At 57.3% G+C, this 23,107-nt stretch carries 18 protein-coding genes; 12 read left to right on the top strand and 6 right to left on the bottom strand.

The annotated features are described in order from the left end of the window. Positions 1-417: 417 nt before the first annotated feature. Positions 418-969, top strand: coding sequence for a cytochrome b (locus tag EHN06_RS14525; protein ID WP_127333257.1), 552 nt, complete (start codon positions 418-420; stop codon positions 967-969). A gap of 59 nt (positions 970-1,028) precedes the next feature. Further along, the gene (locus EHN06_RS14520; protein ID WP_127333256.1) at positions 1,029-1,613 is read left to right on the top strand and encodes a YceI family protein; all 585 of its coding nucleotides are present in this window, start codon (positions 1,029-1,031) and stop codon (positions 1,611-1,613) included. Between the two features lie 27 nt (positions 1,614-1,640). Here the strand turns inward: EHN06_RS14520 and EHN06_RS14515 are convergent, their stop codons facing one another. After that, positions 1,641-1,913 carry a hypothetical protein gene (locus EHN06_RS14515; RefSeq protein WP_127333255.1) on the bottom strand — a complete coding sequence of 91 codons (273 nt, stop codon included), beginning with the start codon at positions 1,911-1,913 and terminating at the stop codon, positions 1,641-1,643. A gap of 267 nt (positions 1,914-2,180) precedes the next feature. Here EHN06_RS14515 and parC point away from each other — a divergent pair, with 267 nt between their 5' ends. From parC to EHN06_RS14485, 6 genes are all read left to right on the top strand, one after another. After that, positions 2,181-4,475 carry a DNA topoisomerase IV subunit A gene (gene parC / locus EHN06_RS14510; protein ID WP_127333254.1) on the top strand — a complete coding sequence of 765 codons (2,295 nt, stop codon included), beginning with the start codon at positions 2,181-2,183 and terminating at the stop codon, positions 4,473-4,475. Further along, complete coding sequence (gene serB, locus EHN06_RS14505; protein ID WP_127333253.1) at positions 4,468-5,676, top strand: phosphoserine phosphatase SerB; 1,209 nt, start codon at positions 4,468-4,470, stop codon at positions 5,674-5,676. The genes parC and serB overlap by 8 nt, the downstream gene beginning before the upstream one ends. 250 nt (positions 5,677-5,926) lie before the next feature. Then, positions 5,927-6,856 (top strand): TAXI family TRAP transporter solute-binding subunit, encoded by a 930-nt coding sequence (locus EHN06_RS14500; protein ID WP_265936934.1) that lies wholly within the window; start codon positions 5,927-5,929, stop codon positions 6,854-6,856. Positions 6,857-6,875: 19 nt separating this feature from the next. Next, positions 6,876-9,062, top strand: coding sequence for a TRAP transporter permease (locus EHN06_RS14495; RefSeq protein WP_127333251.1), 2,187 nt, complete (start codon positions 6,876-6,878; stop codon positions 9,060-9,062). An 83-nt stretch (positions 9,063-9,145) separates the two neighbouring features. Then, the gene (locus EHN06_RS14490) at positions 9,146-10,966 is read left to right on the top strand and encodes a sensor histidine kinase (protein WP_127333250.1); all 1,821 of its coding nucleotides are present in this window, start codon (positions 9,146-9,148) and stop codon (positions 10,964-10,966) included. After that, positions 10,963-12,315 (top strand): sigma-54-dependent transcriptional regulator, encoded by a 1,353-nt coding sequence (locus EHN06_RS14485; RefSeq protein ID WP_127333249.1) that lies wholly within the window; start codon positions 10,963-10,965, stop codon positions 12,313-12,315. The genes EHN06_RS14490 and EHN06_RS14485 overlap by 4 nt, the downstream gene beginning before the upstream one ends. Positions 12,316-12,328: 13 nt before the next feature. On the opposite strand, the gene EHN06_RS14480 is transcribed toward EHN06_RS14485, so the two are convergent. The 3 genes from EHN06_RS14480 to epmB all read right to left on the bottom strand — a co-directional run bounded on the left by EHN06_RS14480 (position 12,329) and on the right by epmB (position 17,453). Next, a complete protein-coding gene (locus EHN06_RS14480) occupies positions 12,329-14,413 on the bottom strand; it encodes an EAL domain-containing protein (RefSeq protein ID WP_127333248.1) in 2,085 nt (694 codons plus the stop codon). 65 nt (positions 14,414-14,478) lie between these two features. Next, on the bottom strand, positions 14,479-16,284 hold the full coding sequence (locus EHN06_RS14475; RefSeq protein ID WP_127333247.1) for a GTPase: 1,806 nt from the start codon (positions 16,282-16,284) through the stop codon (positions 14,479-14,481). Between the two features lie 128 nt (positions 16,285-16,412). Continuing rightward, entirely contained in the window at positions 16,413-17,453 is a 1,041-nt protein-coding gene (gene epmB / locus EHN06_RS14470; protein WP_127333246.1) for an EF-P beta-lysylation protein EpmB, read from the bottom strand. A gap of 45 nt (positions 17,454-17,498) precedes the next feature. Here epmB and efp point away from each other — a divergent pair, with 45 nt between their 5' ends. Continuing rightward, positions 17,499-18,074, top strand: a complete 576-nt coding sequence (gene efp, locus EHN06_RS14465; RefSeq protein WP_127333245.1) for an elongation factor P — start codon at positions 17,499-17,501, stop codon at positions 18,072-18,074. Positions 18,075-18,085: 11 nt separating this feature from the next. Continuing rightward, positions 18,086-19,060: an EF-P lysine aminoacylase EpmA gene (gene epmA / locus EHN06_RS14460; protein WP_127333244.1), complete on the top strand. Its 975-nt coding sequence runs from the start codon at positions 18,086-18,088 to the stop codon at positions 19,058-19,060. A gap of 35 nt (positions 19,061-19,095) precedes the next feature. Here epmA and asd read toward each other — a convergent pair whose 3' ends face one another. Further along, entirely contained in the window at positions 19,096-19,953 is an 858-nt protein-coding gene (gene asd, locus EHN06_RS14455) for an archaetidylserine decarboxylase (protein ID WP_127333243.1), read from the bottom strand. A gap of 177 nt (positions 19,954-20,130) precedes the next feature. Between asd and motA the strand changes: the two genes are divergently transcribed. Both motA and motB read left to right on the top strand, forming a co-directional pair. Beyond that, positions 20,131-20,982, top strand: coding sequence for a flagellar motor stator protein MotA (gene motA / locus EHN06_RS14450; protein ID WP_127333242.1), 852 nt, complete (start codon positions 20,131-20,133; stop codon positions 20,980-20,982). A 29-nt stretch (positions 20,983-21,011) separates the two neighbouring features. After that, positions 21,012-21,971, top strand: a complete 960-nt coding sequence (gene motB, locus EHN06_RS14445) for a flagellar motor protein MotB (protein WP_127333241.1) — start codon at positions 21,012-21,014, stop codon at positions 21,969-21,971. 15 nt (positions 21,972-21,986) lie between these two features. Here motB and rsgA read toward each other — a convergent pair whose 3' ends face one another. Then, on the bottom strand, positions 21,987-23,042 hold the full coding sequence (gene rsgA / locus EHN06_RS14440) for a small ribosomal subunit biogenesis GTPase RsgA (protein ID WP_127333240.1): 1,056 nt from the start codon (positions 23,040-23,042) through the stop codon (positions 21,987-21,989). Positions 23,043-23,107: the final 65 nt, after the last annotated feature.

Here is a 23,107-nt window from a genome sequence, read left to right as displayed (position 1 = left end):
TGTAAAAAATCAGGTAATGTGGCCTGATTAAACGCAACGGCAGGGGCAGGAATGGGAAATTCCGGCGGCCGGAAACGGGCCGCCAGGGAATCAATTGTTGCTCGGGACTACAACACTTTCGTCAAATTCAAGTTCCATGTTTACACCTCTCGTTCAATGAGTCACCCAACCGGGTATTGAGTATGTAGGAAGTCTATCTTTTTCATGGTTTTCAACAATCCGTAAAACCCGTATCAGACCAAAGGCATAGTCACCGCGGTTTATCGGCGAATCTGGCGGCATCGGAAATTTTGAGGGGGCTTCTTGATCAGAAAAACTGATCCAGGCGTACAAAACATTTTGGTTGGCTTTATAACAACGCCTTTCTAGACTGTGCCCTGACATCCAGATCAATCAGGGAGTGAGGTTCTCCAGGCCATGCAAGTCCGTAATTCTTCCAGCCAGTTTGGTATCGTCAGCATTGTTGTTCACTGGTTGGTGGCGTTTACCGTATTCGGGCTCTTCGGCCTGGGGTACTACATGGCAGGGCTGTCCTACTATGATGAGTGGTATCGTCTGGCGCCGGATATTCATCGCAGCCTGGGTATCCTTCTGTTTTTGGTCGTACTGTTCCGGGTAGTGTGGCGGTTAGCCAATCCTGCCCCCGAGCCCTTGCCTACCCATACCCGTTGGGAGGTCATGTCTGCTCACATCGCTCATATGTTGCTCTATATCCTGTTGTTTGTCGCGATGGTGAGTGGTTATCTCATTTCCACTGCAGACGGATCGTCTATCAGTGTGTTCAACTGGTTTGAAGTACCATCCGTGACCGGCCAGGTAAAAGGTATGGAGGATATCGCCGGAGATATCCATTACTGGAGCACCTGGGCCATTGTCATTCTTGCGGGCCTCCACGCGCTGGCTGCGATCAAACACCATATTCTGGACAAGGACAACACCTTGCGCCGCATGCTGGGTGCCAAGGGCTGACACCCAGTATGCAAGTTATCGTTGGCCCGCGTCGGGCTTTTTCACTAAGGGAGATGAATATGAGAAAACTATTGCTGGCTTCGGCAGTATCCATGTCCATGGTTGCGGGCGTTCAGGCGTCTGAGCACAGCGGCACCTATGCCTTTGATACCGAGGGGAAGCACCAGTTTATAACGTTCAAGATCTCACATTTGGGTTATAGCTGGCTCTATGGTCGCTTTAATGACTTTGACGGGCAGTTTGTCTACGACGCCGAAAACCCGGAGAACAGCTCTGTCGAGGTCACCATTGACCCCAGCAGCGTTGATTCCAACCATGCCGAGCGCGACAAGCACCTGCGCAGCGAAGACTTCCTGTACGTGGACGAGTACCCGCAGGCGACCTTCAAGAGCAAACGCGTGGTCCTGGATGACGATGGCGACGAGGCCGATATCATCGGCGACCTGACTTTGCGTGGTGTAACCAGGGAAGTCACTCTGGAAGCAGAGTTGGTGGGGCATGGGGAAGATCCCTGGGGCGGCTATCGCATGGGTTTTGCAGCTGAAACCGAACTGAAGCTGTCCGATTTCGGTATTCCCATGGATTTGGGTAAAGCCTCTGAGACCGTCGAGATCGAGATTTCGGTGGAAGGTATTCGTCAGTAATAGAGGTAGTGCCGGGCTGGCGTTTCGTCAGCCCCGGTTTTCCCTGGTAAACAGATTAGCCTGAATCCGCTTTTTCTCTCCGCTTTGCTCCGCTCCGCAACGACATAAATGTCGCTGCCGCCAGAACTGGGCAATGAAAATCACCAGCCAGATCAACAGCCCCGCCCAAAGATAAGGTCCCGCCATCTGGAAAGTGCCGCTGATGGCAAATTCAACGAGAAGCATCAGTGCCAGGGCGAGCACCGCATTAACCATGGCGGTGACCATGGCCTGCCCACAGGCTTTCATATTTGGTTTCATAGTGTTCCGCTTGTTCAAGGTGAAAACGGTCATCTATTCACTGCAGGCGAGCATACGGCCAGTATTAAAGACTCTCCATGCGGGAATTCCGCTATTGGAAACCGGTGTTTCCGCCATCCTGATACCCGAACCCGGAGATATTGCGCCACGGTTATTGGTGTATCGGGGGCTGCGTCCATATAATGTGCCCTCAAACTCAGGGCCGGACAGTTCCGGTCAAGGGCAGGCACAGTCAGCAGAATTCACAACAGGTAAAAAGAGGCATCCATGCCAGAATTCCAGACAACGGATGAAGGCTTTGAGCGGGTTTCACTGAGGGACTACACGGAAAAGGCCTATCTCGACTATTCCATGTACGTCATCCTTGATCGCGCGCTTCCAAATGTCGGGGACGGGCTCAAACCGGTTCAGCGGCGTATCGTTTACGCCATGTCCGAGCTTGGTCTCAAGTCCACCTCAAAATACAAAAAGTCTGCGCGTACGGTGGGCGATGTGCTGGGTAAGTTTCATCCTCACGGTGACAGCGCCTGTTATGAGGCGATGGTGTTGATGGCGCAGCCATTCTCCTATCGCTATCCGCTGGTGGATGGTCAGGGCAACTGGGGGTCTCCGGATGATCCCAAGTCTTTTGCCGCGATGCGTTACACCGAATCCCGACTGGCATCGTTTGCCGATGTTCTGCTGAGTGAGCTGGGACTGGGAACAGTGGACTGGGTGCCTAACTTCGATGGCACGATGGACGAGCCCTCGGTGTTGCCGGCACGGCTGCCCCACGTATTGCTTAACGGTACCACCGGCATTGCGGTGGGCATGGCCACGGACATTCCTCCCCACAATGTCCGGGAAGTGACGGCGGCTTGTATTCGCTTGCTGGATCAGCCCGAATCCACGGTTGACGATCTGTGTGAACACATCAAGGGGCCGGATTTCCCGACTGAGGCCGAAATCATCACCCCGAGAAAAGACATCCGCCAGATGTACGAGACCGGTCGCGGCTCATTGCGGATGCGGGCCCGCTGGATTCGCGAAAGTGGTGAGATTGTGGTGACCGATCTGCCGCATCACGTATCCGGCGCACGTGTGCTGGAGCAGATTGCCCAGCAGATGCAGGCGAAGAAACTGCCCATGGTGGCGGACCTGAGGGATGAGTCCGACCATGAAAATCCGACTCGCCTGGTGATTGTGCCTCGTTCCAACCGGGTTGACCTGGATGGCCTGATGGCCCACCTGTTTGCCAGTACCGACCTGGAGAAAACCTACCGGGTCAATATCAACGTTATCGGCAATGACGGTCGTCCGGGGGTCAAGGGCCTGAAAACCATGCTGACGGAGTGGCTGAGTTTCCGTCGCACGACGGTTACCCGTCGACTGCAGCACCGTCTCGACAAGGTTCTGGCCAGACTGCATCTTCTTGAAGGCCTGTTGATTGCCTATCTGAATATCGACGAAGTTATCGAAATCATCCGCACCGAGGACAAACCCAAGGCGGAGTTGATGTCCCGGTTTGGACTGTCGGCTGAGCAGGCGGAAGCCATCCTCGAACTGAAGTTGCGGCATTTGGCCAAGCTCGAGGAAATGAAAATCCGTGGTGAGCAGGATGAGCTGTGCGCGGAGCGGGATGAGCTGCAGGCCATCCTGGGATCGGAGGATCGCTTGCGTGAACTGATCAAGGCCGAGTTGCAGGCGGATGCCGAAACCTATGGGGATGACCGGCGGTCCCCCATCGTTGAACGTGAGGAGGCGAGAGCCTTCAGCGAGGTTGACCTGGTTTCCAATGATCCGGTCACCGTAGTGCTTTCCGAAAAAGGCTGGGTGCGCGCTGCCAAGGGCCACGACATTGAGCCGGAGGGGCTGAATTACAAATCCGGAGACCGGTTTGCGATGGCGGCCAAGGGCCGGCAGAATCAGCAGGCGGTGTTCCTGGATTCCACCGGGCGCGCCTATGCCCTGATGGCCCACAGCTTACCTTCCGCTCGTGGTCAGGGTGAGCCGCTGACCGGACGCATCAATCCGCCATCGGGAGCGACCTTTTCGGGACTGTTGATGGGTGAGCCTGCCCGCAAGGTCTTGCTGGTCACGGATGGTGGCTACGGTTTTGTAACCTCCCTGGAAGACATGATCAGCAAGAATCGTAACGGCAAGGCGGTAGTGAGTGTTCCGAGGGGGGCGAAGATCATGCCTCCGGTTGTGGTGCCGGCAACTGACAAGCCATTGTTCCTGGGGGCAATATCCAACGAGGGGCGGATGCTGGTGTTCCCGTTGAACGAGCTGCCGGAACTGGCCAAGGGCAAGGGCAACAAGATCATCAGTATTCCTTCCGCCAGGGTACAGAACCGTGAGGAATATGTCGTTGCGGTGGCGGTGTTTGCCGAGGATGATAATCTTGAGATTCGCGCCGGCAAGCGCAAGATGGGATTGCAGTTCAGTGATCTTGAGCACTATCTGGGAGAGCGGGGTCGACGCGGTCACAAGTTGCCGCGGGGCCTGCAACGGGTGGATGCCATTGAGGTGACCCCGGCAGCCGGAAACGGCACAGAAGAGGAGTTGTCCGACAGTGAGTGAACTGGTCCTGATCAATGTTTCCGGGCGTGACAAGCCCGGCCTCACATCGGAAATTACCGGGATAATGGGGCAATACGATGTCCGTATTCTGGATATCGGTCAGGCGGTCATTCACGACCACCTCACCTGGGGGATTCTGATCGAGATCCCGGACGCGTCCAAATCCTCCCCGGTTATCCGTGACCTGCTGTTCCGGCTGCATGCTCTGGACCTGCAGGTACGCTTTGCCCCGATCACGGAAGAGGAATACCAGACCTGGGCAGCCGCGAGGAACCGTGCCTGCTACATCGTTACTTTGCTGTCCCGCGATATCAAGGCTGAGCAGATTGCCCGGGTATCGGCCATTACCGCCCGGCATGGGCTTAACATTGATAACATCACCCGGTTATCGGCCCGGCCCTCCCTCAACCCGGCCGAGAACCGGATTGCCTGCGTGGAATTCTCCGTGCGGGGGACACCGTCGAACCTGGAGGAGCTGCGGGCTGATTTCCTGCATATTGCCGGTGAGATGAATGTAGACATCGCCTTTCAGGAAGATTCGATCTTCCGCCGCAACCGGCGCCTGGTGGTGTTCGATATGGACTCCACACTGATCGAGGCGGAAGTCATTGATGAGCTTGCCCTGGAAGCCGGCGTCGGTGATCAGGTCGCGGAAATTACCGAGCGCGCCATGCAGGGGGAGCTGGATTTCAGCCAGAGCTTCGCCGAACGTCTGGCCCTGCTCAAGGGGCTGGATGAATCGGTGCTTGAAGGGATCGCCAGCCGTCTCAAGCTGACCGAGGGTGCGGAACACCTGATTAGCCGTCTCAAGTCCCTGGGTTATCGCACCGCGATCCTGTCCGGCGGATTTACCTACTTTGCCCGCCATCTGCAGAGCAAGCTCGGCATCGACTATATCTACGCCAATGAGCTGGCAATTGAGAACGGGAAAGTGACCGGTCGCGTGTCTGGCCAGATTGTGGACGGTAAACGCAAGGCTGAACTGCTGCTCGAGATCGCTGAGCGGGAACACATTTCACGGGAACAGGTGATTGCTGTGGGTGATGGCGCCAACGATCTGCCCATGCTCAGTCAGGCTGGCCTGGGCGTAGCGTTCCGCGCCAAACCCCTGGTCAAGGAATCGGCCAGGCATTCCATTTCCACCCTGGGGCTGGACGCTATTCTTTACCTGATTGGTTATCGGGAAAGCGAAGACCAGTAACGATTCGCCGGTGGGTGGGTTTCCACCCATCGGTCTCTCCGCTGTGGGTGAATGGCCACCCAAACCTCCGTATACTCTCAAGATAATCTAATATAAATCAATTGCTTATATAGTTGGCTTGCCTGTTGCTTTGATTGGTGGACCGGAGTCCTGCTCGACTCCTGGATACTCACAACAATGACCAATTGGGGAGCACGCCATGAGCAATCGTCTGAATCACACCTTCATTGCCCTTACCGCCACTGCGTTGATGACCGGTTCCGCGCTGGCTCAGGACCGATCGGACTGGCCGGAGAACTTTACGGTCGGCACCGCCAGTCAGGGCGGCACTTATTTCGCCTATGGGTCAGGCTGGGCGAACTTCATTGCCGAAAACCTGGGAGTTTCCGGAGGCGCCGAAATTACCGGCGGGCCGGTTCAGAACATGGCACTGGTGCATACCGGTGACCTCAGGTTCGGCCTGGTCACCATGGGGCCTGCCAGTGAGGCGGTCAACGGGAAGAGCCCCCTGATGCCGGGGATGAAAATGGACAACGTGTGTGCCATGTTCCCCATGTACCAGACCCCATTCTCCATCACCGTTCTGGCGGATTCGGGTATTACCTCCATTTCTGAGATTCCTGATGGCGCCCGCATCGGTTTCGGTCCTGCCGGCTCCACCTCGGATTCCTACTTTCCGCGCATGATGGAAACTCTGGGCGTAGACTTCGAGCGCCGTAACGGTAGTTGGTCCGATCTGGGCGGACAGTTGCAGGATGGCCTGATTGATGTGGTGGCCTTCGCCGCCGGTATTCCGATTCCTGCCGTCAGTCAGTTGGAAGTGCAGTCTTCCATCAACATCATTGAGTTTAATGAGCAGGAGTTGAGTGCGGTCACTGACGCCTTTCCGGTGTCACCTTTCAGTATTCCCGCAAGCACCTATCAGTCCCTGTCGGATGACTCCCAGGCAGTGTCCATGTGGAACTTTGCCACGGCCAATTGCGATCTGCCGGAAAGCTTTGTGTACGAGATCACCAAGCTGACCATGGAAAATAATGAAAAGATGGTCTCTATCCACAAGGCTGCGCAGACCAGCATTCCGGAAAACTATGTCAACAATACTGTATTGCCCTGGCATCCCGGTGCTGCCCGCTGGTTTACCGAGAACGGCTACTCCATCGAACCTGACATGATCAAGTAATCTCATCCGGGGATCCGCTATGACAACCTCATCACAACAAAACCAGGCGCCGGTTTCGACTACCGGTGCCGAGGATGAACTGCTTGTCCAGGGAGTGGATGACGAACCGGTGGAGGCGAACCGTCGCCTTTACCGTCACTGGATGCTCTGGGCGGTGACGCTGTTCGCAATCGCGTACTCGGCGTTTCACCTGTATACCCTGAACATCTCACCCCTGGAAACCTGGTCGTTCCGCATCGTGCATGTGTGCGGTGCGTTGATTCTGGGCTACCTGTTGTTCTCGGGCGCCGCTTTCAGCGAAGGGCGCCCGCCCGCCGGCCGGCGCTGGACAACCCTGGCAGCGGGTGTGTTGCTGGTGCCCGCTGTCTACGCTCTGGTACAGACCGGGCGGATGTACGAGATGGTGCAGGGTGGCGCCATGCGACTGCCAGTTGAACTTGAGACCTGGCACTTTGGATGGCCGCTACTGGCTGCCACCGGTCTCGGGATTATGGTGAGTTGGTTCCATCGCCGTGACCGTGCCCGATTCAGCGTTCCGGATCTGGTGCTGGTGATATGCTCCATTGCGGTCGCCAGCTATCTGTTGGTGGTCTACAACACGCCAATGCGAATGACCACAGGTACGTCCTTTGCGCCGCTGGGAATCTCTTTTGCGGCAGTCGCCGGCACCGCGCTGATCATGGAGATGACCCGCCGGGTGGCCGGTCTTGCCCTGGTGGCTATTGCCCTGATATTTCTCGGCTACGTCTTTGCCGGGCCTTATCTGCCGGGCTTCCTGAGTTATCCGGGGCTGTCGGTGCAGCGTTTCTTCAGTCAGGTATATACCGATGCCGGCGTGCTGGGGCCAACCACGGCGGTGTCCTCTACCTACATTATCCTGTTCATCATCTTTGCTGCCTTTCTGCAGGCATCGAAGGTGGGGGACTATTTCGTCAATTTTGCCTTTGCCGCGGCAGGGCGCTCCCGGGGTGGACCTGCGAAGGTTTCCATCTTTGCATCCGGTCTGATGGGTATGATCAACGGCACCAGTGCCGGCAACGTGGTGTCCACCGGCTCCCTGACCATCCCGCTGATGAAAAAAGTGGGATATCGCAAGCAGACCGCTGGCGCGGTAGAAGCTGCGGCTTCCACTGGCGGGCAGATCATGCCGCCGATTATGGGCGCTGGCGCCTTCATCATGGCTGAGATTACTGGTATCCCCTATACCGAGATCGCCATTGCGGCCATTATTCCGGCCATCCTGTACTTTGCTTCGGTTTACTTCATGGTGGACCTGGAGGCAGCAAAAACTGGCATGAGAGGTATGCGTTCCGATGAGCTGCCGTCCCTGAAGCGGCTGGCGCGGCAGGCATACCTGTTTGCCCCCATTCTCATCCTGATCGTTTCCCTGTTCATGGGCTATTCGGTCATTCGCGCCGGAACCCTGGCCATGGCGTCCGCCGTGGTGGTGAGCTGGTTGTCACCCCACAAAATGGGCTTCCGCTCCATCCTCAAGGCACTGGAGCTTTCGGGCATCATGTCGGTGCAGATTATCGTGGTGTGTGCCTGTGCCGGTGTCATTGTCGGGGTGATCTCGCTGACCGGTGTCGGCGCGCGATTCTCGTCCCTGTTGCTGGGGGTGGCCGAAACCAGTCAGTTGTTGGCGCTGATCTTCGCCATGGGGATTTCGATACTACTGGGTATGGGCATGCCCACTACAGCTGCCTACGCCGTCGCGGCTTCGGTGGTGGCTCCGGGCCTGGTGAAGCTGGGCATTGACCCGTTGACGGCACACTTCTTCGTGTTCTACTTCGCGGTGGTGTCGGCCATTACGCCTCCGGTAGCGCTGGCTTCATACGCGGCGGCCGGGATATCCGGGGCCAACGCTATGGGGACGTCGGTGGAGTCGTTCCGAATCGGTCTGGCCGCGTTCATCGTACCGTTCATGTTCTTCTACAATGGTGCGCTGCTGATGGATGCCGGAGTACTGGATATCTCCCGCGCTCTGGTGACTGCCCTGGTTGGCGTCTACCTGCTGTCCTCTGCTGTGCAGGGTTGGTTCCTGCGGAATCAGGCGGCGACCGTCGTTCGTCTGTTGCTGCTGGTGGCGGCAATGATGATGATTGCTGGCGGACTGGTCACCGACCTTGGCGGTGTGGCCTTTGCCGTAGCCGCCTTCCTGCTCCAGAAGAAGCAGGCCAGTCCCGTTCTTACGGCCCGGGTATGATGCTTGGCAGGTCGCTTGTGGCTCTCGCCGCGAGTGACCTGCATAATGTCAGCCATGATCAAGCAACCTGGTTTACCTGATTGATGACTGCACGTTACTGGCTGGCCGGACTGTTCCTGATCGTTGTTATTCTGTCCTGGCAACTGGGGAGCTGGTCCGGCTATCAATTACTGGAACGAGAGGGCCTTAAAGAGGCCTTCCGCTACAGTCAGTTGGTGGATCGGGAACTGAAACGCTACCGCCCCATCCCGGGATTGATGGCGGAACATCCTGCATTACGGGAAGCCCTCGATAACCCGGGAAACCCGGACCGGATCGCCATCGCCAATCGCCAGATGAAACGGATGGCGGAGATCGTAGGCAGCTCGGATGTGTACCTGATGGATCGGGACGGCCTGACCATCGCCGCCAGCAATCATGATCGGGCCGATAGCTTCATCGGTCGTAACTTCGATTATCGTCCCTACTTTTACCAGGCAGTCAGCAGCGGCACGGCGGCCCTGTATTTTGCCCTGGGTTCCACCTCCGACGTTCGTGGTCTGTATTTTTCCTACCCAATCCGGTCTGAGGGCCAGGATGTGCTGGGGGTGATCGCGGCAAAAGTCCCGGTCACCGAACTGGAATCCCAATGGCAGCGACCGGCCGCCTTCGCCGATGCGGAGATGGTCGTACTTGACGGCCAGGGGTTCAGTTTCCTTTCCAGCAGACCGGAATGGCTCTATCGCAATTTCCTGCCGGATGACCACGTTGGCAAGGCGGATCTGGCACGGGTACAGAGTCGGTACCCCGGACAATCCCTGAATCCCATGGACATTGACTACCTTGGATCGCCGTTCGGTCTGTCCGAACAGTCCCGCCGGGTACGCATTCGTGATGGTGACCGTTGGCGGGAATACCTCAGTGTTCATACGCCTCTGCCGGAATTGGACTGGGGCCTGGAGGTCATGTTGGGAACCCGTCAGGTACTGTGGAGTCAACTGCGCTTTCTGGCTATGGGGCTGGTATTGTATCTGGGGGGCGTGTTGACCTGGCTCTATCTGAAGGAGCGTTATCGGAGAGAGAAGGAACTGGCCCAGCGAGGTATCCAGCTGGAGCGGCGGGTCGCGGAACGCACGGCCGACCTGGAGGCGTCGAATCAGAAACTGCTCAGGGAAATTCATCAGCGGGAAGAAGCGGAAAAGGAGCTAAGAGAGATCCAGCAGGAACTGATCCAGGCGGCCAAACTTGCTGTGTTGGGACAGATGTCCGCCGGCCTCAACCATGAAATGAATCAGCCACTGACGGCGATTCAGTCTTATGCACGCAACAGCCAGCGCTTTCTCGAGCGGGGTGATACCGAGACCGTCAACGCCAACCTCACGGAAATCCAGGCCCTGTGCGGCAAAATGGCGGAGCTCACCCGGCAGTTCAAGGTGTTTGCCCGAAAATCCGAAGGGCGTCCCGCCAGTATTGATCTGCGCCAGGCGGTGGATGCCGCGCTCAAGATTGTCCGCGCACAGGAAACCAGTGATGGGGTCAGTGTTCAGTGGCAGCGTCCCGAATCCCCGATATTATGTCACGGTGACCTGATCCGTATCGAACAGGTGATGGTGAACCTGCTGACCAATGCCCTGCATGCGGTGGAAGGCATGTCCGACCCGGTTATCCGGATTGATATAGAGGATGGTGGAGGTGATTGGCAATGCCGGGTCCGGGACAACGGTCCGGGACTCCCCGGCAACTCCGAGCAGATCTTTGAGCCATTCTTTACCACCAAGTCCATGAAACAGGGACTTGGGTTGGGGCTGTCGATTTCCCGCCAGATCATGGAGGCTCTGGGTGGCCGCCTGATCGGGCAGAATCGGGAAGATGGCCAGGGTGCGGAATTCATACTGACAGTGAACAAGCGAGAGGCAGTGGAATGACCAGGCCCGCAGTGGTGTTTATCGATGATGATCCCGACATCCGTCAGGTGATGGCCCAGACCCTGGCCCTGGCCGACATGAAAGTGGCGTGCTATGCCGATGGTGAATCGGGGCTGGCAGTTATCGACCGTGACTTCGACGGCGTGGTGCTGTGCGATTACAACATGCCGGACATGGACGGGCTGGCCGTACTTGAGGCGGTTCGCCAGCGGGATGAGGCCATTCCGGTAATTATCCTGACCGGGCAGGGGGATATCAGCACGGCGGTCAACGCCATGCAGCAGGGAGCCTACGATTTTATCGAGAAGCCATTTGATCACGATGAATTGATCGAACTGCTGCGCCATGCCATGGAGAAGCGTCAGCTGGCTCTGGAAAACCGCCGCCTGAAGGCCCAGTTACGTCACCTGGCGAGCCCCGGACCCAGGCTGCTTGGTGATTCCGCCGCCATGCGCCGGGTGCTGGCCACGGTTGAGCCAGTGATGGCGACCTCGGCCAACCTGTTGCTGAAGGGAGAAACCGGTGCCGGCAAGGATGCCATTGCACGCTTTATTCACGAAAACAGCCCCCGAAGCCAGGAAAAGTTTGTCGCGATTAATTGCGGAGCAGTGCCGGAAAATCTGATCGAAAGTGAGTTATTCGGCCACGAGGCAGGCGCATTCACCGGAGCCGACAAGGCCCGGGTCGGCAAGTTCGAGTATGCCCACAGGGGCACTTTGTTCCTGGATGAGGTGGAAAGTATGCCCCTGGCCCTGCAGGTCAAGCTTTTGCGGGTATTGGAGGAGCGGAAGGTTGAACGCCTGGGTAGCAATAAGCCGATGGACGTGGACGTGCGGGTGATCGCGGCCACCAAGGAAGACCTGAAGAAGTTGAGTGAGACCGGCCATTTCCGCGCAGATCTGTATTATCGCCTCAATGTGGTCCAGGTGGATATTCCACCCCTAAGGGAACGCAAGGAGGACATTCCCGTGTTGTTTCATCACTTCGCCCTGGTGGCTGCTGCCCGCCATGATCGTGAGAGTATTCCCCTCAGCGCTGCCCAGGCCGCACGGCTGATGCAGTATGAGTGGCCGGGGAATGTCCGTGAGCTACGGAACCTGGCGGAGCGCTACGTACTGATGGGGCCCGTCGCCCTGGCGGGCAGTGACGAGGGCCTGACTCCTGATGTGGCTGGGCAGCCCAGCCTGGCTGAAATGGTGGACGGGTTCGAGCGCTCGGTCATCGCCAGCGCCCTGAATGCCTGTCAGGGCAGTATCAAGGGCACCATGGAGTTGCTTGGATTAGCCCGGAAAACCCTCTACGACAAGATGAAGAAGCACGGCCTGGACAAGGCCGAGTTCAGGGAGTAACCCCCAACGGGGATCACTGATCCCCGAAGTCGTAGTTCATTTCCGGTACCGGCGCCTGCAGATAATAGCCCTGGATGTAGTTCACCCCGGCCTGCCAGAGTGTTGCCAATACGCCGGCGTTCTCGACCAGCGGAATGATGGTCAGTTTGCCGGAGCTTTGCAGGCTCTTGACCATTTCCTTGACGTTTTCCTTGGCCTCATCGCTCTTCTGGATTTCTTCGGTGAAGGAGCCGTCAATCTTCACGTAATCCACGTTGATGTGTTTCAGTGTATTGAACGGGTTCAGGGCACAGCCAAACTGACAGATGGAAATCTTGCAGTGCAGCTCATGGACCGCCTTGGAGAACTCCTTGGCCTGTTTCATGTAGTTGTTGGCGTCTCCCTCACGGATCTGGAAGATCAGCGAGTCGCCGGGCAGTCTGGCGGCCTTGAGCGCAACGCTCAGCCAGGAAGTGAAGGTCCTGTCTTCCAGGGTTTCCGCGGTAATGTTCAGGAACAGTCGGGTATCATGGCCACGGGAGCGGTGGCTGGAAAGCTGTTTGATGGTTTGCAGGATCACCCAGCGGTCAATCTTGATGGACATGTCGGTAGGGCCAACCGGAGGCAGGAAATCGTAGGGAGAGACTTCCTCACCGTCCTTGTCCAGCATCCGCACAAAGGCTTCGTAATGCTCTTCGCCTTCCCCCCGGAGGTTAATGATGGGCTGGAACAGCAGTCGGAACCGGTTCTCGTCCAGGGCTTTCTGGATGGCCTCTGCCGAGTTGGTATCATCAAGAGCCTCGTAATCGGCCGGGTTGTATATCAGTACGCCGTTGCCCTGGGTGTGGCCTTCCTTTTTCCTGAGTTCGGCGGAAGCTGTGTGGGCCCGGCCAAGAACATCCGGTGCTTTCGGGGAATTCTCGGTTACCGCTGCCACACCAATGCTGAGTGTCACCTGGACAGTGCGGCCGTTGATATCAAACAGGTGATTCTCAACGGTTTTGCAGAGCTCTTCACACTGGCTGGCCAGCTCTTTTTCGTCTCCGGGCTGGCACAAGAGACAGAAGGCATCGTCACTCAGGCGGGCCAGTGTTGCGCCTTCCGGGGTATGCTCCCTAAGTATGTTGGACAGGTCGCCCAGCAGGAGATCCGCGCCGGCAATGCCGACCCGACTTTTCAGGCTCATGAAGTTGTCCAGCGCAATATAGGCGAGGGCGCCAGTTTCGTTGTTCTTGCCGGCATTCGCGACGGTCTGCCCCAGGGCGTCCATCAGATACTGCCGGTTGTAAAGACCGGTAAGCAGATCCTGACTGCTGATCTGACGCAGTTTTTCTTCCAGCTCGGCGTCGCTATGCTCTGGCTGAAGTACGATCTGGGTACACGCCTCACCATCGTAAGTGGCCGATGACACCGACATAACAACGTTCAGTTCATGGTCATCGCTGCGACGGGCAACACAGGTCAGTGTCATACCGTCTTTACCGCTTTCGGCAAAGGACTTCATGAACTCCTTGTACCGTTCCTGGCTTTCCGGTGTCAGGGTGTCGAGGACAGGGATGCAGATCAGTTCGTCGATGTCTTCGTAGCCAAGGAATTCCAGGTAGGACTGGTTGGCGTAGATATGCATGCCATCGTTGATATAGGCGATGGCATCCTTGGAGCTTTCCAGTAACAGCTGACAACGCTGCTCGGCTTCCCGTAAATGTGATTCCAGAATCCGCCGGCGGCGTCTCTCATCCAGGGCTGCCAGCTCCCGGTTTACGACAAGAACCAATTGATCCGTGTATTCAAACGGTACCGTGTCCTGTGCGCCTGCACGAATGATCGACACCGTACGGTCCCGGTCGTACTCGCCGGTCAACAGAATAAACGGAATATCCTTGTCCATGCGGCGGATCATCGCCAAGGCGTCGTCAGCTCCGAATTCCTGTTCAGTATCCCGAGCCAGTAAAAGATCCCAATTGCCGTTTTTCAGTGTTTCTTCGAGGTCTTCCTCGGAAGTAATGCGGTGGGCCCTGGTGGCTTTCCCGGAATTCCTCAGCAAACTGATCAGAGATTCAGCGTCGTTCTGTGATGGATCAAGAATCAGAAGATGTACGGTGGCGTTCTTTTTCTGCATTCGTCAGACGTCTCGTGATACGCATGGGCAGTGCCTCCCCGTTGATGGCACCGGAGGTGCTGAAGCTACAGGGAGGGCCACAGAGAGTCAAATTCATCCTCGTTCGTGCTTGTCGGGGGCATCGAGCCGGTGCTCAGGGCATCGGAGTTCTGCAGCTTCAGTTGGAATTGGCTGATACTGCCGGTGGAGGCCAGCTTCTGCTGCAACTGGCCGTTATCCTCGCGTCCGTCGTGAAGCAGCGATATGCGACTGCCGGACTGGAACGGTAGCCTGGGGGTAATCAGTGTTGCCGCCTGGTTCACAACGCTGATTTCCGGCAACAGTAGCCCCCGCAGATATTCACTGCTGGCCCCGACCTTCTGGATGAGTCGGACTCCGCACGGAGCGGCACTGGGGGCCAGAAGTTCGATGCCTATCTGTGTGCCTTTGTGCTTGATCTGGCGAATCCAGCGCACCACCGCAATGCTCCAGGGGTGACTGGCCTGCTCCCTAACGCCCAGAATTTCGCCTGTTTGCAGCGCCGGGGGGACGTTGCTTTCCCAGGCGGCGCAGTAACCGCCGGGGCTGCTGTTCACCAGCAGGGCCTCGTATGACTGAGGACGTTGCTTCCTGTCGGCTTGGTTCTGAGGCAATTTGCCGGCGCTGCTGCGGAAATTAATTGGTGTGTCCGGCGAACGGTGACCTTCTCCCAGCGGGGCGGCATCATGGGCCTGGGCCCAGACATCCTCATTCCGGCGAGCCGACTGAACAAAGGGGTTGGATGTTTCGTGATGTACGTTGTCATTCCCTCTGACGAATTCGTGAAACTGTTTTTCGCCTGCAATAAAGTAATGCGTGGCCGTCAGGCCAACGCTGATTTCCAGTTTGCCCTGGCCGGAGATGCGGTTGAAATTGCGCTTGGCAAGGATGCCCAGAGCCTGGCTCAGGTGCGTCAGCAACGTTTCGTTCACTCTGGGGGGGAGTTGGAGGCCGCTTTTGTCCTGGTCCCGGGGAGCGCCTGCTTGCAGTGCATCCGACAGCATCCGTGATAACTCTACCGTGTCAAAACCGAAGGTGTCGCCATCCGGCCCCTGTTCCAGAAGGCTGCGATAGATCGGCGGGTTGTCATGCTCCATGTTGACCGCGAACAGACTGCCTTCACTGATGCCGGGACCACAACTGACATGTCGGGTCCAGGTTTCAAACAGCTCGTAGCTTTGCTGCAACTCGTTCTGGCGCAGCTGGTTCGGGCGTGCACAGCCCAACAGGAGAATGCGTTTGTAAGCGTCCTCAATGGTGCTACCGTGGCGATGGACCAGGGTGTTGTCGTCAATGTCGATACCGATCAGCTTGTTGCGATGGGCAAAACGGAACAGGCGGTGGCACTCCAACCAACTGCGCGAGGGGCTCGGACAGTAAAGCTGGTGGGCACGAAGGATAGTGGCCGACAACTCGGACAGGGCGCGATGCACCGACAGGGCGATCGCTTTGCGATTCCTGTCCAGACTGCCGTTCTCCAGGAATTCCAGTATGCACAACTTATAGCCGCCAGCAGAGTGGAGCTGCAGGGCCTGGGAAAGATTGGCAATCTTGCGCTGTTTCTCGGGGAGCGCAACCGACAGACCAAGATAGTGGCGTGACAGTTCGGTGCACACGAAATGAATCTTCGGCCGAAGCATCTCAAGAAACTGCAGGCGCTGCTGGGGTGCTATGAATAGATGGTTCAGTTCGATAATGGCGTGATACAGCTGGCGCGAAGCTTCACCAATATTGGCCATAGGCAATTGCTTGACCCAGCGCCGGAAGGCTTTCGGAGACGTCTCACAAAAGGAGAGGCTCGCTGTTTTCTGCTCGGGAACACGGAGGTCTGGTTTCAGGATTGTTCCTTCCATTCGTTTGCGCCAACAAGTAGTAGTGCCAATTATTCGAACTGTAAAATAGCATAGGCAGAACAGAAAGCGAGAAGTTCACGAGTTGACAAACTTTCACAAGTGATCTCAGGCCATCTGTGTCCTGAACGTCATGCAAACAGGTCAATAGGGGTTTTTCCTGTCTTACCCGGTTCCTCGCGTACCAGTCTGGGGACCAGGAAGCCAGGCAACGTTGCCAGCATTGTTCGTACCAGCCCTCTTGCATGGTCGTCGCTGACGTCAAAGTGGTGAGCGCCGGCAACAGGATCAAAAGCGTGAAGGTAGTAGGGTAGCACGCCTGCGTCAAATAGCCGTTCGCTGAGTTCGCACAGTACGTTTGCGTCATCGTTGACCCCTTTGAGGATGACGCTCTGGTTGAGCAGTGTGACGCCGGCTGATCGCAAATAACCAAGGGCCTGGCGGGTCTGGTCGTCCAGTTCCGCGGGGTGGTTTACGTGAAGCACCATGACCGTTTTCAGGCGCGTTTTCGCAAGCCAGGCCAGCAGCGAGTCGCAGACCCGCTGCGGGATCACCACCGGTAACCGGGTGTGAATGCGTAATCTTCGAATGTGGGGAATGGTGCCGATGGATTCTGCCCAGGCCGAGAGCAGTCTGTCGTTGACGGCCAGCGGGTCCCCGCCGCTGAAAATGACCTCATTGATCGTGTTGTCCCGGGCCAGGGTATCGAGGACATGGGCCCTGTCCGCTGCCGATAGGCGGTGCTCTTCATAGGGGAAGTGGCGGCGGAAGCAGTAGCGGCAGTTAATGGCGCACTGTCCGGTTACCATTAGCAGTGCCCGACTGCGGTATTTGCGGATCAGCCCTGTGGTTTGCAGGGCGCCGGATTCCTCAAGGGGGTCGGAGACGTAGCCTTCAACAGACTCGTTCTCCGCAGTCAGCGGAAGCACCTGGCGTAACAGCGGGTCGTCGGGATTTCCCCGGCTCATTCTGTTCAGATAGGGTTCCGGTACCCGGACCGGGAACAGTTTGTGGCCTTGCCGGGCGCCGGCCAGCCACTGTTCAGGGTCCAGTGCCAGCCGTCTGAGCAGCTGCTCGGGGCTGGTGACGGACTCCGACAGCAGTTGCTGCCAGCTGCGGGGGTCGTTATCGACCAGGCGGGCTTCTATACGGGTGGGGGTTCGCTGTATCATAGCGACCCTTGAATTTTTAATTGCATCTTTTCGGGTAAACATTTCATGGCTTCATATTCTACCAACGAATTTCGCAGCGGTCTTAAGGTTTTGCTGGACGGCGACCCCTGCGTGATTCTTGAGAACGAATTTGTAAAGCCCGGTAAAGGCCAGGCCTTTAACCGGGTAAAACTCCGTAACCTGATGAGCAACCGGGTGTGGGAACGCACCTTCAAGTCCGGTGAAAGCCTGGAATCGGCTGACGTCATAGACCAGGACATGGAGTACCTGTACACCGACGGCGAATTCTGGCATTTCATGCTGACCGACGGTTCCTTTGAGCAGTATCCTGCCGATGCCAAGGCCGTGGGCGATACCGTTAAGTGGCTGAAAGAGCAGGATGTGTACACTGTCACCCTGTATAACGGAGCGCCACTGTCTGTGACGCCGCCAAACTTTGTCGAGCTCGAAGTTGTGGACACCGATCCCGGCATGAAAGGCGATACCGCCCAGGGTGGGTCCAAGCCGGCTACCCTGTCCACCGGTGCTGTGGTTAACGTGCCACTGTTCATCACTATTGGTGAGGTGTTGAAGGTGGATACCCGCTCTGGCGAGTACGTCAGCCGCGTCAAGAGTAGTTGAAGGCTGCTGTTGTGAATCGCGCGTTCGAGTGGCAGCCGTCGGCTTCACTAAGCGCCCTGAAAAGCCGTGCAGACCAGTTGGCCTGGGTGCGCGGCTTTTTTGCGCAAAGGGGGGTGCTGGAGGTGGAAACGCCGGTGCTGGGCCGTTACGGGGTGACAGACCCCAACCTGGATGGCATCTCCGCCAACACCACCGCCGTGGCTGGCGGTGTCGCCGGCGGCTGGCTCCAGACGTCACCGGAATATCACATGAAGCGCCTGCTGGCTGCCGGTTCCGGTCCCATTTTTCAGGTTTCCAGAGTGTTCAGGGACGGGGAGCGCGGACGCCGTCACAACCCGGAATTTTCCATGCTGGAATGGTACCGGCCGGGGTTTACCGACAGTGACCTGATGGCGGAAGTGGGTGATCTGGTGGCCGGCTGGCTGGGGTGTGGGGCCCCGGATGTGCTCGCCTACAGGGATGCCTTTCGCAGGTTTGTCGGCCTGGACCCCTTCCTTGCATCGGCTCGCGATCTGGCTCGCCGTTGCGAGCAATGGCTGGACCCGGAGCAGGCGATGACGCTGGGGCGTGATGGATGCCTGGACCTGATGATGAGTTATCTGGTGGAGCCGGCCCTGGCGGAGTATGGCCCCGTATTCATCACTGGCTACCCGGAATCCCAGGCAGCGCTGGCCAGGGTGAGTGAGCATGACGGTATCCGACAGGCCCACCGGTTTGAGCTGTACGTTCAGGGTATCGAACTGTGTAATGGGTACTGGGAACTGACCGATCCGACTGAACAACGCTTGCGATTTGCGGCGGACAACCGTATCCGGCAACAGACCGGAAAGTCTGAGATGGCGGTTGATACGGCGCTGTTGGATGCCCTGGAGGCGGGTATCCCGGACTGTGCCGGCGTCGCGTTGGGATTGGACCGGTTACTGATGCTGAAGCTTGGCACCCGTGATATTGCCGATGTACTTGCCTTCCCGTTTGAGCGTGCTTGACAGCCCCCGACGATCAGGGGCTGTCTGCTATCCTCTCAGACCAGTGTGCCGAAAGCTTCGCCCATTCTGACGGTTTTCCCGGGGACCTCGTCCTCGTTCCAGCGGACCGAGCCTTTTGGCATCACCAGAACAACGGTGGAACCCAGGCGGAACCGACCCATTTCCTGGCCTTTCTCGAATTGAATCTCTGGTTGATCATCATCGTAGCGAGTGGATGTGATTTCCCCGGTTCCGGGGGCCACAACCCCGCTCCATATCGTTTCAACGCTGCCGACAATCATCGCACCCACCAACACCATGGCCATCGGGCCCGCGTCAGTGTCGAAAATGCAGACCACGCGTTCATTCCTGGCAAACAGATTGGGTACGTTTTCGGCAGTGACCGGATTGACGGAAAACAACTTGCCGGGGATGTACACCATCTCCCGGAGCTTGCCGGCCAGGGGCATGTGAATCCGGTGGTAGTCCTTGGGGGCAAGGTATATGGTGGCGAATTCGCCTTCCACAAAGTCTGAGGCCCGTTGTTCGTCGCCCCCGAGCAGTTCCGTCAGGCTGAAAGACTGGCCTTTGGCCTGGAATACCCGGTCACCGGTGACATGACCAAGCTGGCTGATCGCACCATCCACCGGGCTGACCAGCGTGCTATCCCGGTTATCCACCGGACGCAATCCGGGCTTCAGGGCTCTGGTGAAAAACGCATTGAAGGTTGGGTAAGCCTCCGGAGACTCTTCTACAGCCTCGCTCATGTTTACGCCATAGCGGCCGATAAACCATCGAACAACGCGATTCTTGAGCGCCGGCGTGCGGTCATTGTCTGCCAAACGACCTGCCAGCCGTGAAACAGCCAGCTGAGGGGTAATGTACTGGCTTAAAACGAAGAACTTGTTGAACATTAAACGGGATCCTTTGCGCTCGAAGGCGCGAAGTTTACCAAATACGGTGGCTTGTATAGAAATTGTTTCACAGCTTCGCGGTTCATGCCGGCCCTTGCTATTATCAGCACTGCTTCGGCGGTGTGATAACGATAAAAATTTTCCGATAACTATTACATAAGGCGTTCTCTACTTCCCATGTTGCTCATTATCGGTGCGGTCATTGTAGTTGCGAGTGTTCTCGGCGGGTATGTCCTGCACGGCGGTAACCTGATGGTGCTGTGGCAACCCACCGAGATTCTGATCATTGGTGGGGCAGCGGTCGGCTCTTTTGTGATTGCCAATCCGATGCATACCGTCAAAGAGGTCTTCCGGGGAATCATGCGCCTGTTGACGGGTTCCCCGTACAACAAGGCGTTCTATATGGATCTCCTGAGCCTGTTGTACGACATCTTTGACAAGTCCCGCAAACAGGGTGTCATGGCTATCGAGGAAGACATTGATAACCCCGAGTCCAGCCAGATCTTTACCCGCTATCCGGCCATTATGAAGTCCGGTCACCTGCTGGCTTTTGTCACCGATTATCTGCGCATCATCAGTTCCGGGAACATGGCCACCCACGAGCTCGAAGGCATGATGGAAAACGAGATCGACAGCCGCCAGCACGAACTCGAAGAGCCGGCACACGCGGTCAATAAAATAGCCGACGCCTTGCCCGGCCTGGGTATTGTGGCGGCGGTACTGGGTATCGTGATTACCATGAACTTCCTGTCGGAGGGGCCCGAAAAAATCGGTCTGAGCGTGGCTGCGGCACTGGTGGGCACGTTCCTAGGGATCTGGATGGGCTACGGCTTTGTTGGTCCGACCTCCATTGCTCTGGAGCACGCCGTCAAGTACGAGTTAAAAGCGTATGAGTGTGTGAAGGCCTCGGTTGTTGCGACGGTCTCCGGTCAGGCGCCACAAATGGCCATCGAATTTGGCCGTAAGGCATTGCCAACGGACAAGCGCCCGGGATTTCAGGAGCTTAACGACCACGTCCGGTCGAAGTAAGGTCATTCAGGGGCTGCTGGAGCAGGTTTGTGGAAGAACAACCGATCATCGTAAAGCGCAAGAAGCGGGTTGCTGGCGGCCATCACGGAGGCTCCTGGAAGGTTGCCTTCGCGGACTTCGCGACCGCGATGATGGCGTTTTTCCTGGTGCTGTGGTTAACCGCCACCGCGTCTCCGGAGCAAAAGCGGGCGGTGGAAGGGTACTTCAAGGATCCGGTTGGTTTTACCGAAGGAGGCTCGCCGAACCCGGTGGATCTTGAGGGCAGTGCCTCGGTCGTCAAGGAAAGTACCCAGGATATCGAGAGGAGTGATATCCAGATTGAGGACGAGGTAGTGGAGGAGCTGGCGGAAACCCTCGAGCAGCGACAGATGGAAGAGCTGTTCCAGGAGCTCCAGGAGCGCATTGAGCAAAGCGAAACACTGCAGGAATTCAAGGACCAGCTGCTGATCGATATTACCAGTGAAGGACTGCGGATCCAGATCGTGGATCGCTCTCAGCGCCCCATGTTCGACAGCGGCCGGGCGGAACTCAAATACTACTCTCAGGATATCCTGTTCGAACTGGCCAAACCGCTCGGGGCGGTCAGCAACAAACTGAGTATCACCGGTCATACCGATGCCACACCTTTTGGCGGGCGTCCCGGTTATACCAACTGGGAGCTGTCAGCGGATCGTGCCAATACGGCGCGCCGGGCTCTCGTTGCTGGCGGGGTTGGGGCTGGCCAGATTGCCCGGGTAGTGGGCTTGAGTGATTCGGTCCTGTTCGACAAGGATGACCCCACAGCGCCGGTCAATCGCCGCATATCCATCATTGTCCTGAACAAAAAAGCCGCAGAAGGCATCCAGAACAATGCCGGGCGCAGTGATGAGCCGCTGATTGATTTGACCCAGCCGACGGAGGCCGAGCAGGAGGAGGCCATGGAAAGCCTGGAGCAAGGCGACTGGATGCGGGAGCAGGAACAGCCGGCCGAGGGCGAGCTGAACTGGTAACGGCGCAGGCCGAACTCAGTCCAGTTTCAGGCCCCGCGATTGCTGCTCCGCCATGTCCTTGAGAATTCGATGAAAGCTTTTCAGGCGGGGCTTGCTGATACGCCCTTCCTCAGCCGCCACGTCAATGGCACAACCCGGATCGCCTAGATGACGGCAATTGCGAAAACGGCAGTGGCCGATCAGGTCGCGGATTTCCCGGAACCCGTACTCAATCTCCTGTGGCGACATATGCCACAACCCAAACTCGCGGATGCCCGGCGAATCGATCAGATCGCCGCCGATGGCAAGATGGAACAGCTTGGCTGTGGTCGTGGTATGGGTGCCTTTGCCGGTGCTCTCCGAAAGCGCCCCGACCCGTAGCGACTCGTCCGGCAGCAAGGTCTGAATAATCGACGACTTGCCGACACCTGACTGCCCCACAAAGACACTGGTCTGGTCCTTCACCAGAGCTTCCACCTGCGGTGACGGCGCGTTGCCGGATGCCATGGCGGACGTGCGCATCACCTGGTAACCCAGCGCCTCGTAGCGACCCAGCAGTTCATCGACATAGTCACGATTCCGGTCCGTCAGCAGATCGGTCTTGTTCAGCAGAATGACTACCGGAATATCCGTGCTCTCGGCCGCCACCAGATAGCGGTCAATCAGGTTGTCATGGGGCTCCGGCTCCGGCGCAATCACCAGAATAATATGATCAATATTCGCCGCCACCGGTTTCAGCGCCCCGAAATTGTCCGGGCGTTGCAGCAGGTTGGTCCGGTCACAGCGGGCGACGATGACGCCGGTTTCGCTCTTGCCCGGCCGCCAGATAACCTTGTCACCGGTGACCAGGCTGTCGATGTTGGCGCGCACAAAGCAGCGCACCACCTGCCCCTGGTGTTCGCCTTCCAGCGCTTCCACGTCCAGCTGCTGACCGTAGTGAGCAATAATCAACCCCTCTTGCTCAGGGCCCAGCTCACCGGCTTCCGTCAGTTCCTCAATGGCCTGTTCCTTACGGGAAACACGGGCCGCCCGTTCCTGCTGGATTTTCTTGATGCGCCATTGCTGCTGTTTGTTCAGTCGCCGTTTTGCCATGAAGTAATTTCTGGATTCTTTGATGAAGGGTGTCAATTGCTGTGACATCATACGCTACATCAATG

Source organism: Marinobacter sp. NP-4(2019) (genome assembly GCF_003994855.1).
Classification (GTDB): Bacteria; Pseudomonadota; Gammaproteobacteria; order Pseudomonadales; family Oleiphilaceae; genus Marinobacter.
The sequence above is the reverse complement of the archived record's forward strand: the minus strand, read 5'-3'. Positions and strand labels throughout refer to the sequence as shown.

Coding starts and splice junctions, on each gene's coding strand:
- EHN06_RS14525 (WP_127333257.1), top strand. CDS start 418: ATGCAAGTCCGTAATTCTTCCAGCCAGTTTGGTATCGTCAGCATTGTT.
- EHN06_RS14520 (WP_127333256.1), top strand. CDS start 1,029: ATGAGAAAACTATTGCTGGCTTCGGCAGTATCCATGTCCATGGTTGCG.
- EHN06_RS14515 (WP_127333255.1), bottom strand. CDS start 1,913: ATGAAACCAAATATGAAAGCCTGTGGGCAGGCCATGGTCACCGCCATG.
- parC (WP_127333254.1), top strand. CDS start 2,181: ATGCCAGAATTCCAGACAACGGATGAAGGCTTTGAGCGGGTTTCACTG.
- EHN06_RS14500 (WP_265936934.1), top strand. CDS start 5,927: ATGACCGGTTCCGCGCTGGCTCAGGACCGATCGGACTGGCCGGAGAAC.
- EHN06_RS14495 (WP_127333251.1), top strand. CDS start 6,876: ATGACAACCTCATCACAACAAAACCAGGCGCCGGTTTCGACTACCGGT.
- EHN06_RS14490 (WP_127333250.1), top strand. CDS start 9,146: ATGACTGCACGTTACTGGCTGGCCGGACTGTTCCTGATCGTTGTTATT.
- EHN06_RS14485 (WP_127333249.1), top strand. CDS start 10,963: ATGACCAGGCCCGCAGTGGTGTTTATCGATGATGATCCCGACATCCGT.
- EHN06_RS14480 (WP_127333248.1), bottom strand. CDS start 14,413: ATGCAGAAAAAGAACGCCACCGTACATCTTCTGATTCTTGATCCATCA.
- EHN06_RS14475 (WP_127333247.1), bottom strand. CDS start 16,284: ATGGAAGGAACAATCCTGAAACCAGACCTCCGTGTTCCCGAGCAGAAA.
- epmB (WP_127333246.1), bottom strand. CDS start 17,453: ATGATACAGCGAACCCCCACCCGTATAGAAGCCCGCCTGGTCGATAAC.
- efp (WP_127333245.1), top strand. CDS start 17,499: ATGGCTTCATATTCTACCAACGAATTTCGCAGCGGTCTTAAGGTTTTG.
- asd (WP_127333243.1), bottom strand. CDS start 19,953: ATGTTCAACAAGTTCTTCGTTTTAAGCCAGTACATTACCCCTCAGCTG.
- motA (WP_127333242.1), top strand. CDS start 20,131: ATGTTGCTCATTATCGGTGCGGTCATTGTAGTTGCGAGTGTTCTCGGC.
- rsgA (WP_127333240.1), bottom strand. CDS start 23,042: ATGGCAAAACGGCGACTGAACAAACAGCAGCAATGGCGCATCAAGAAA.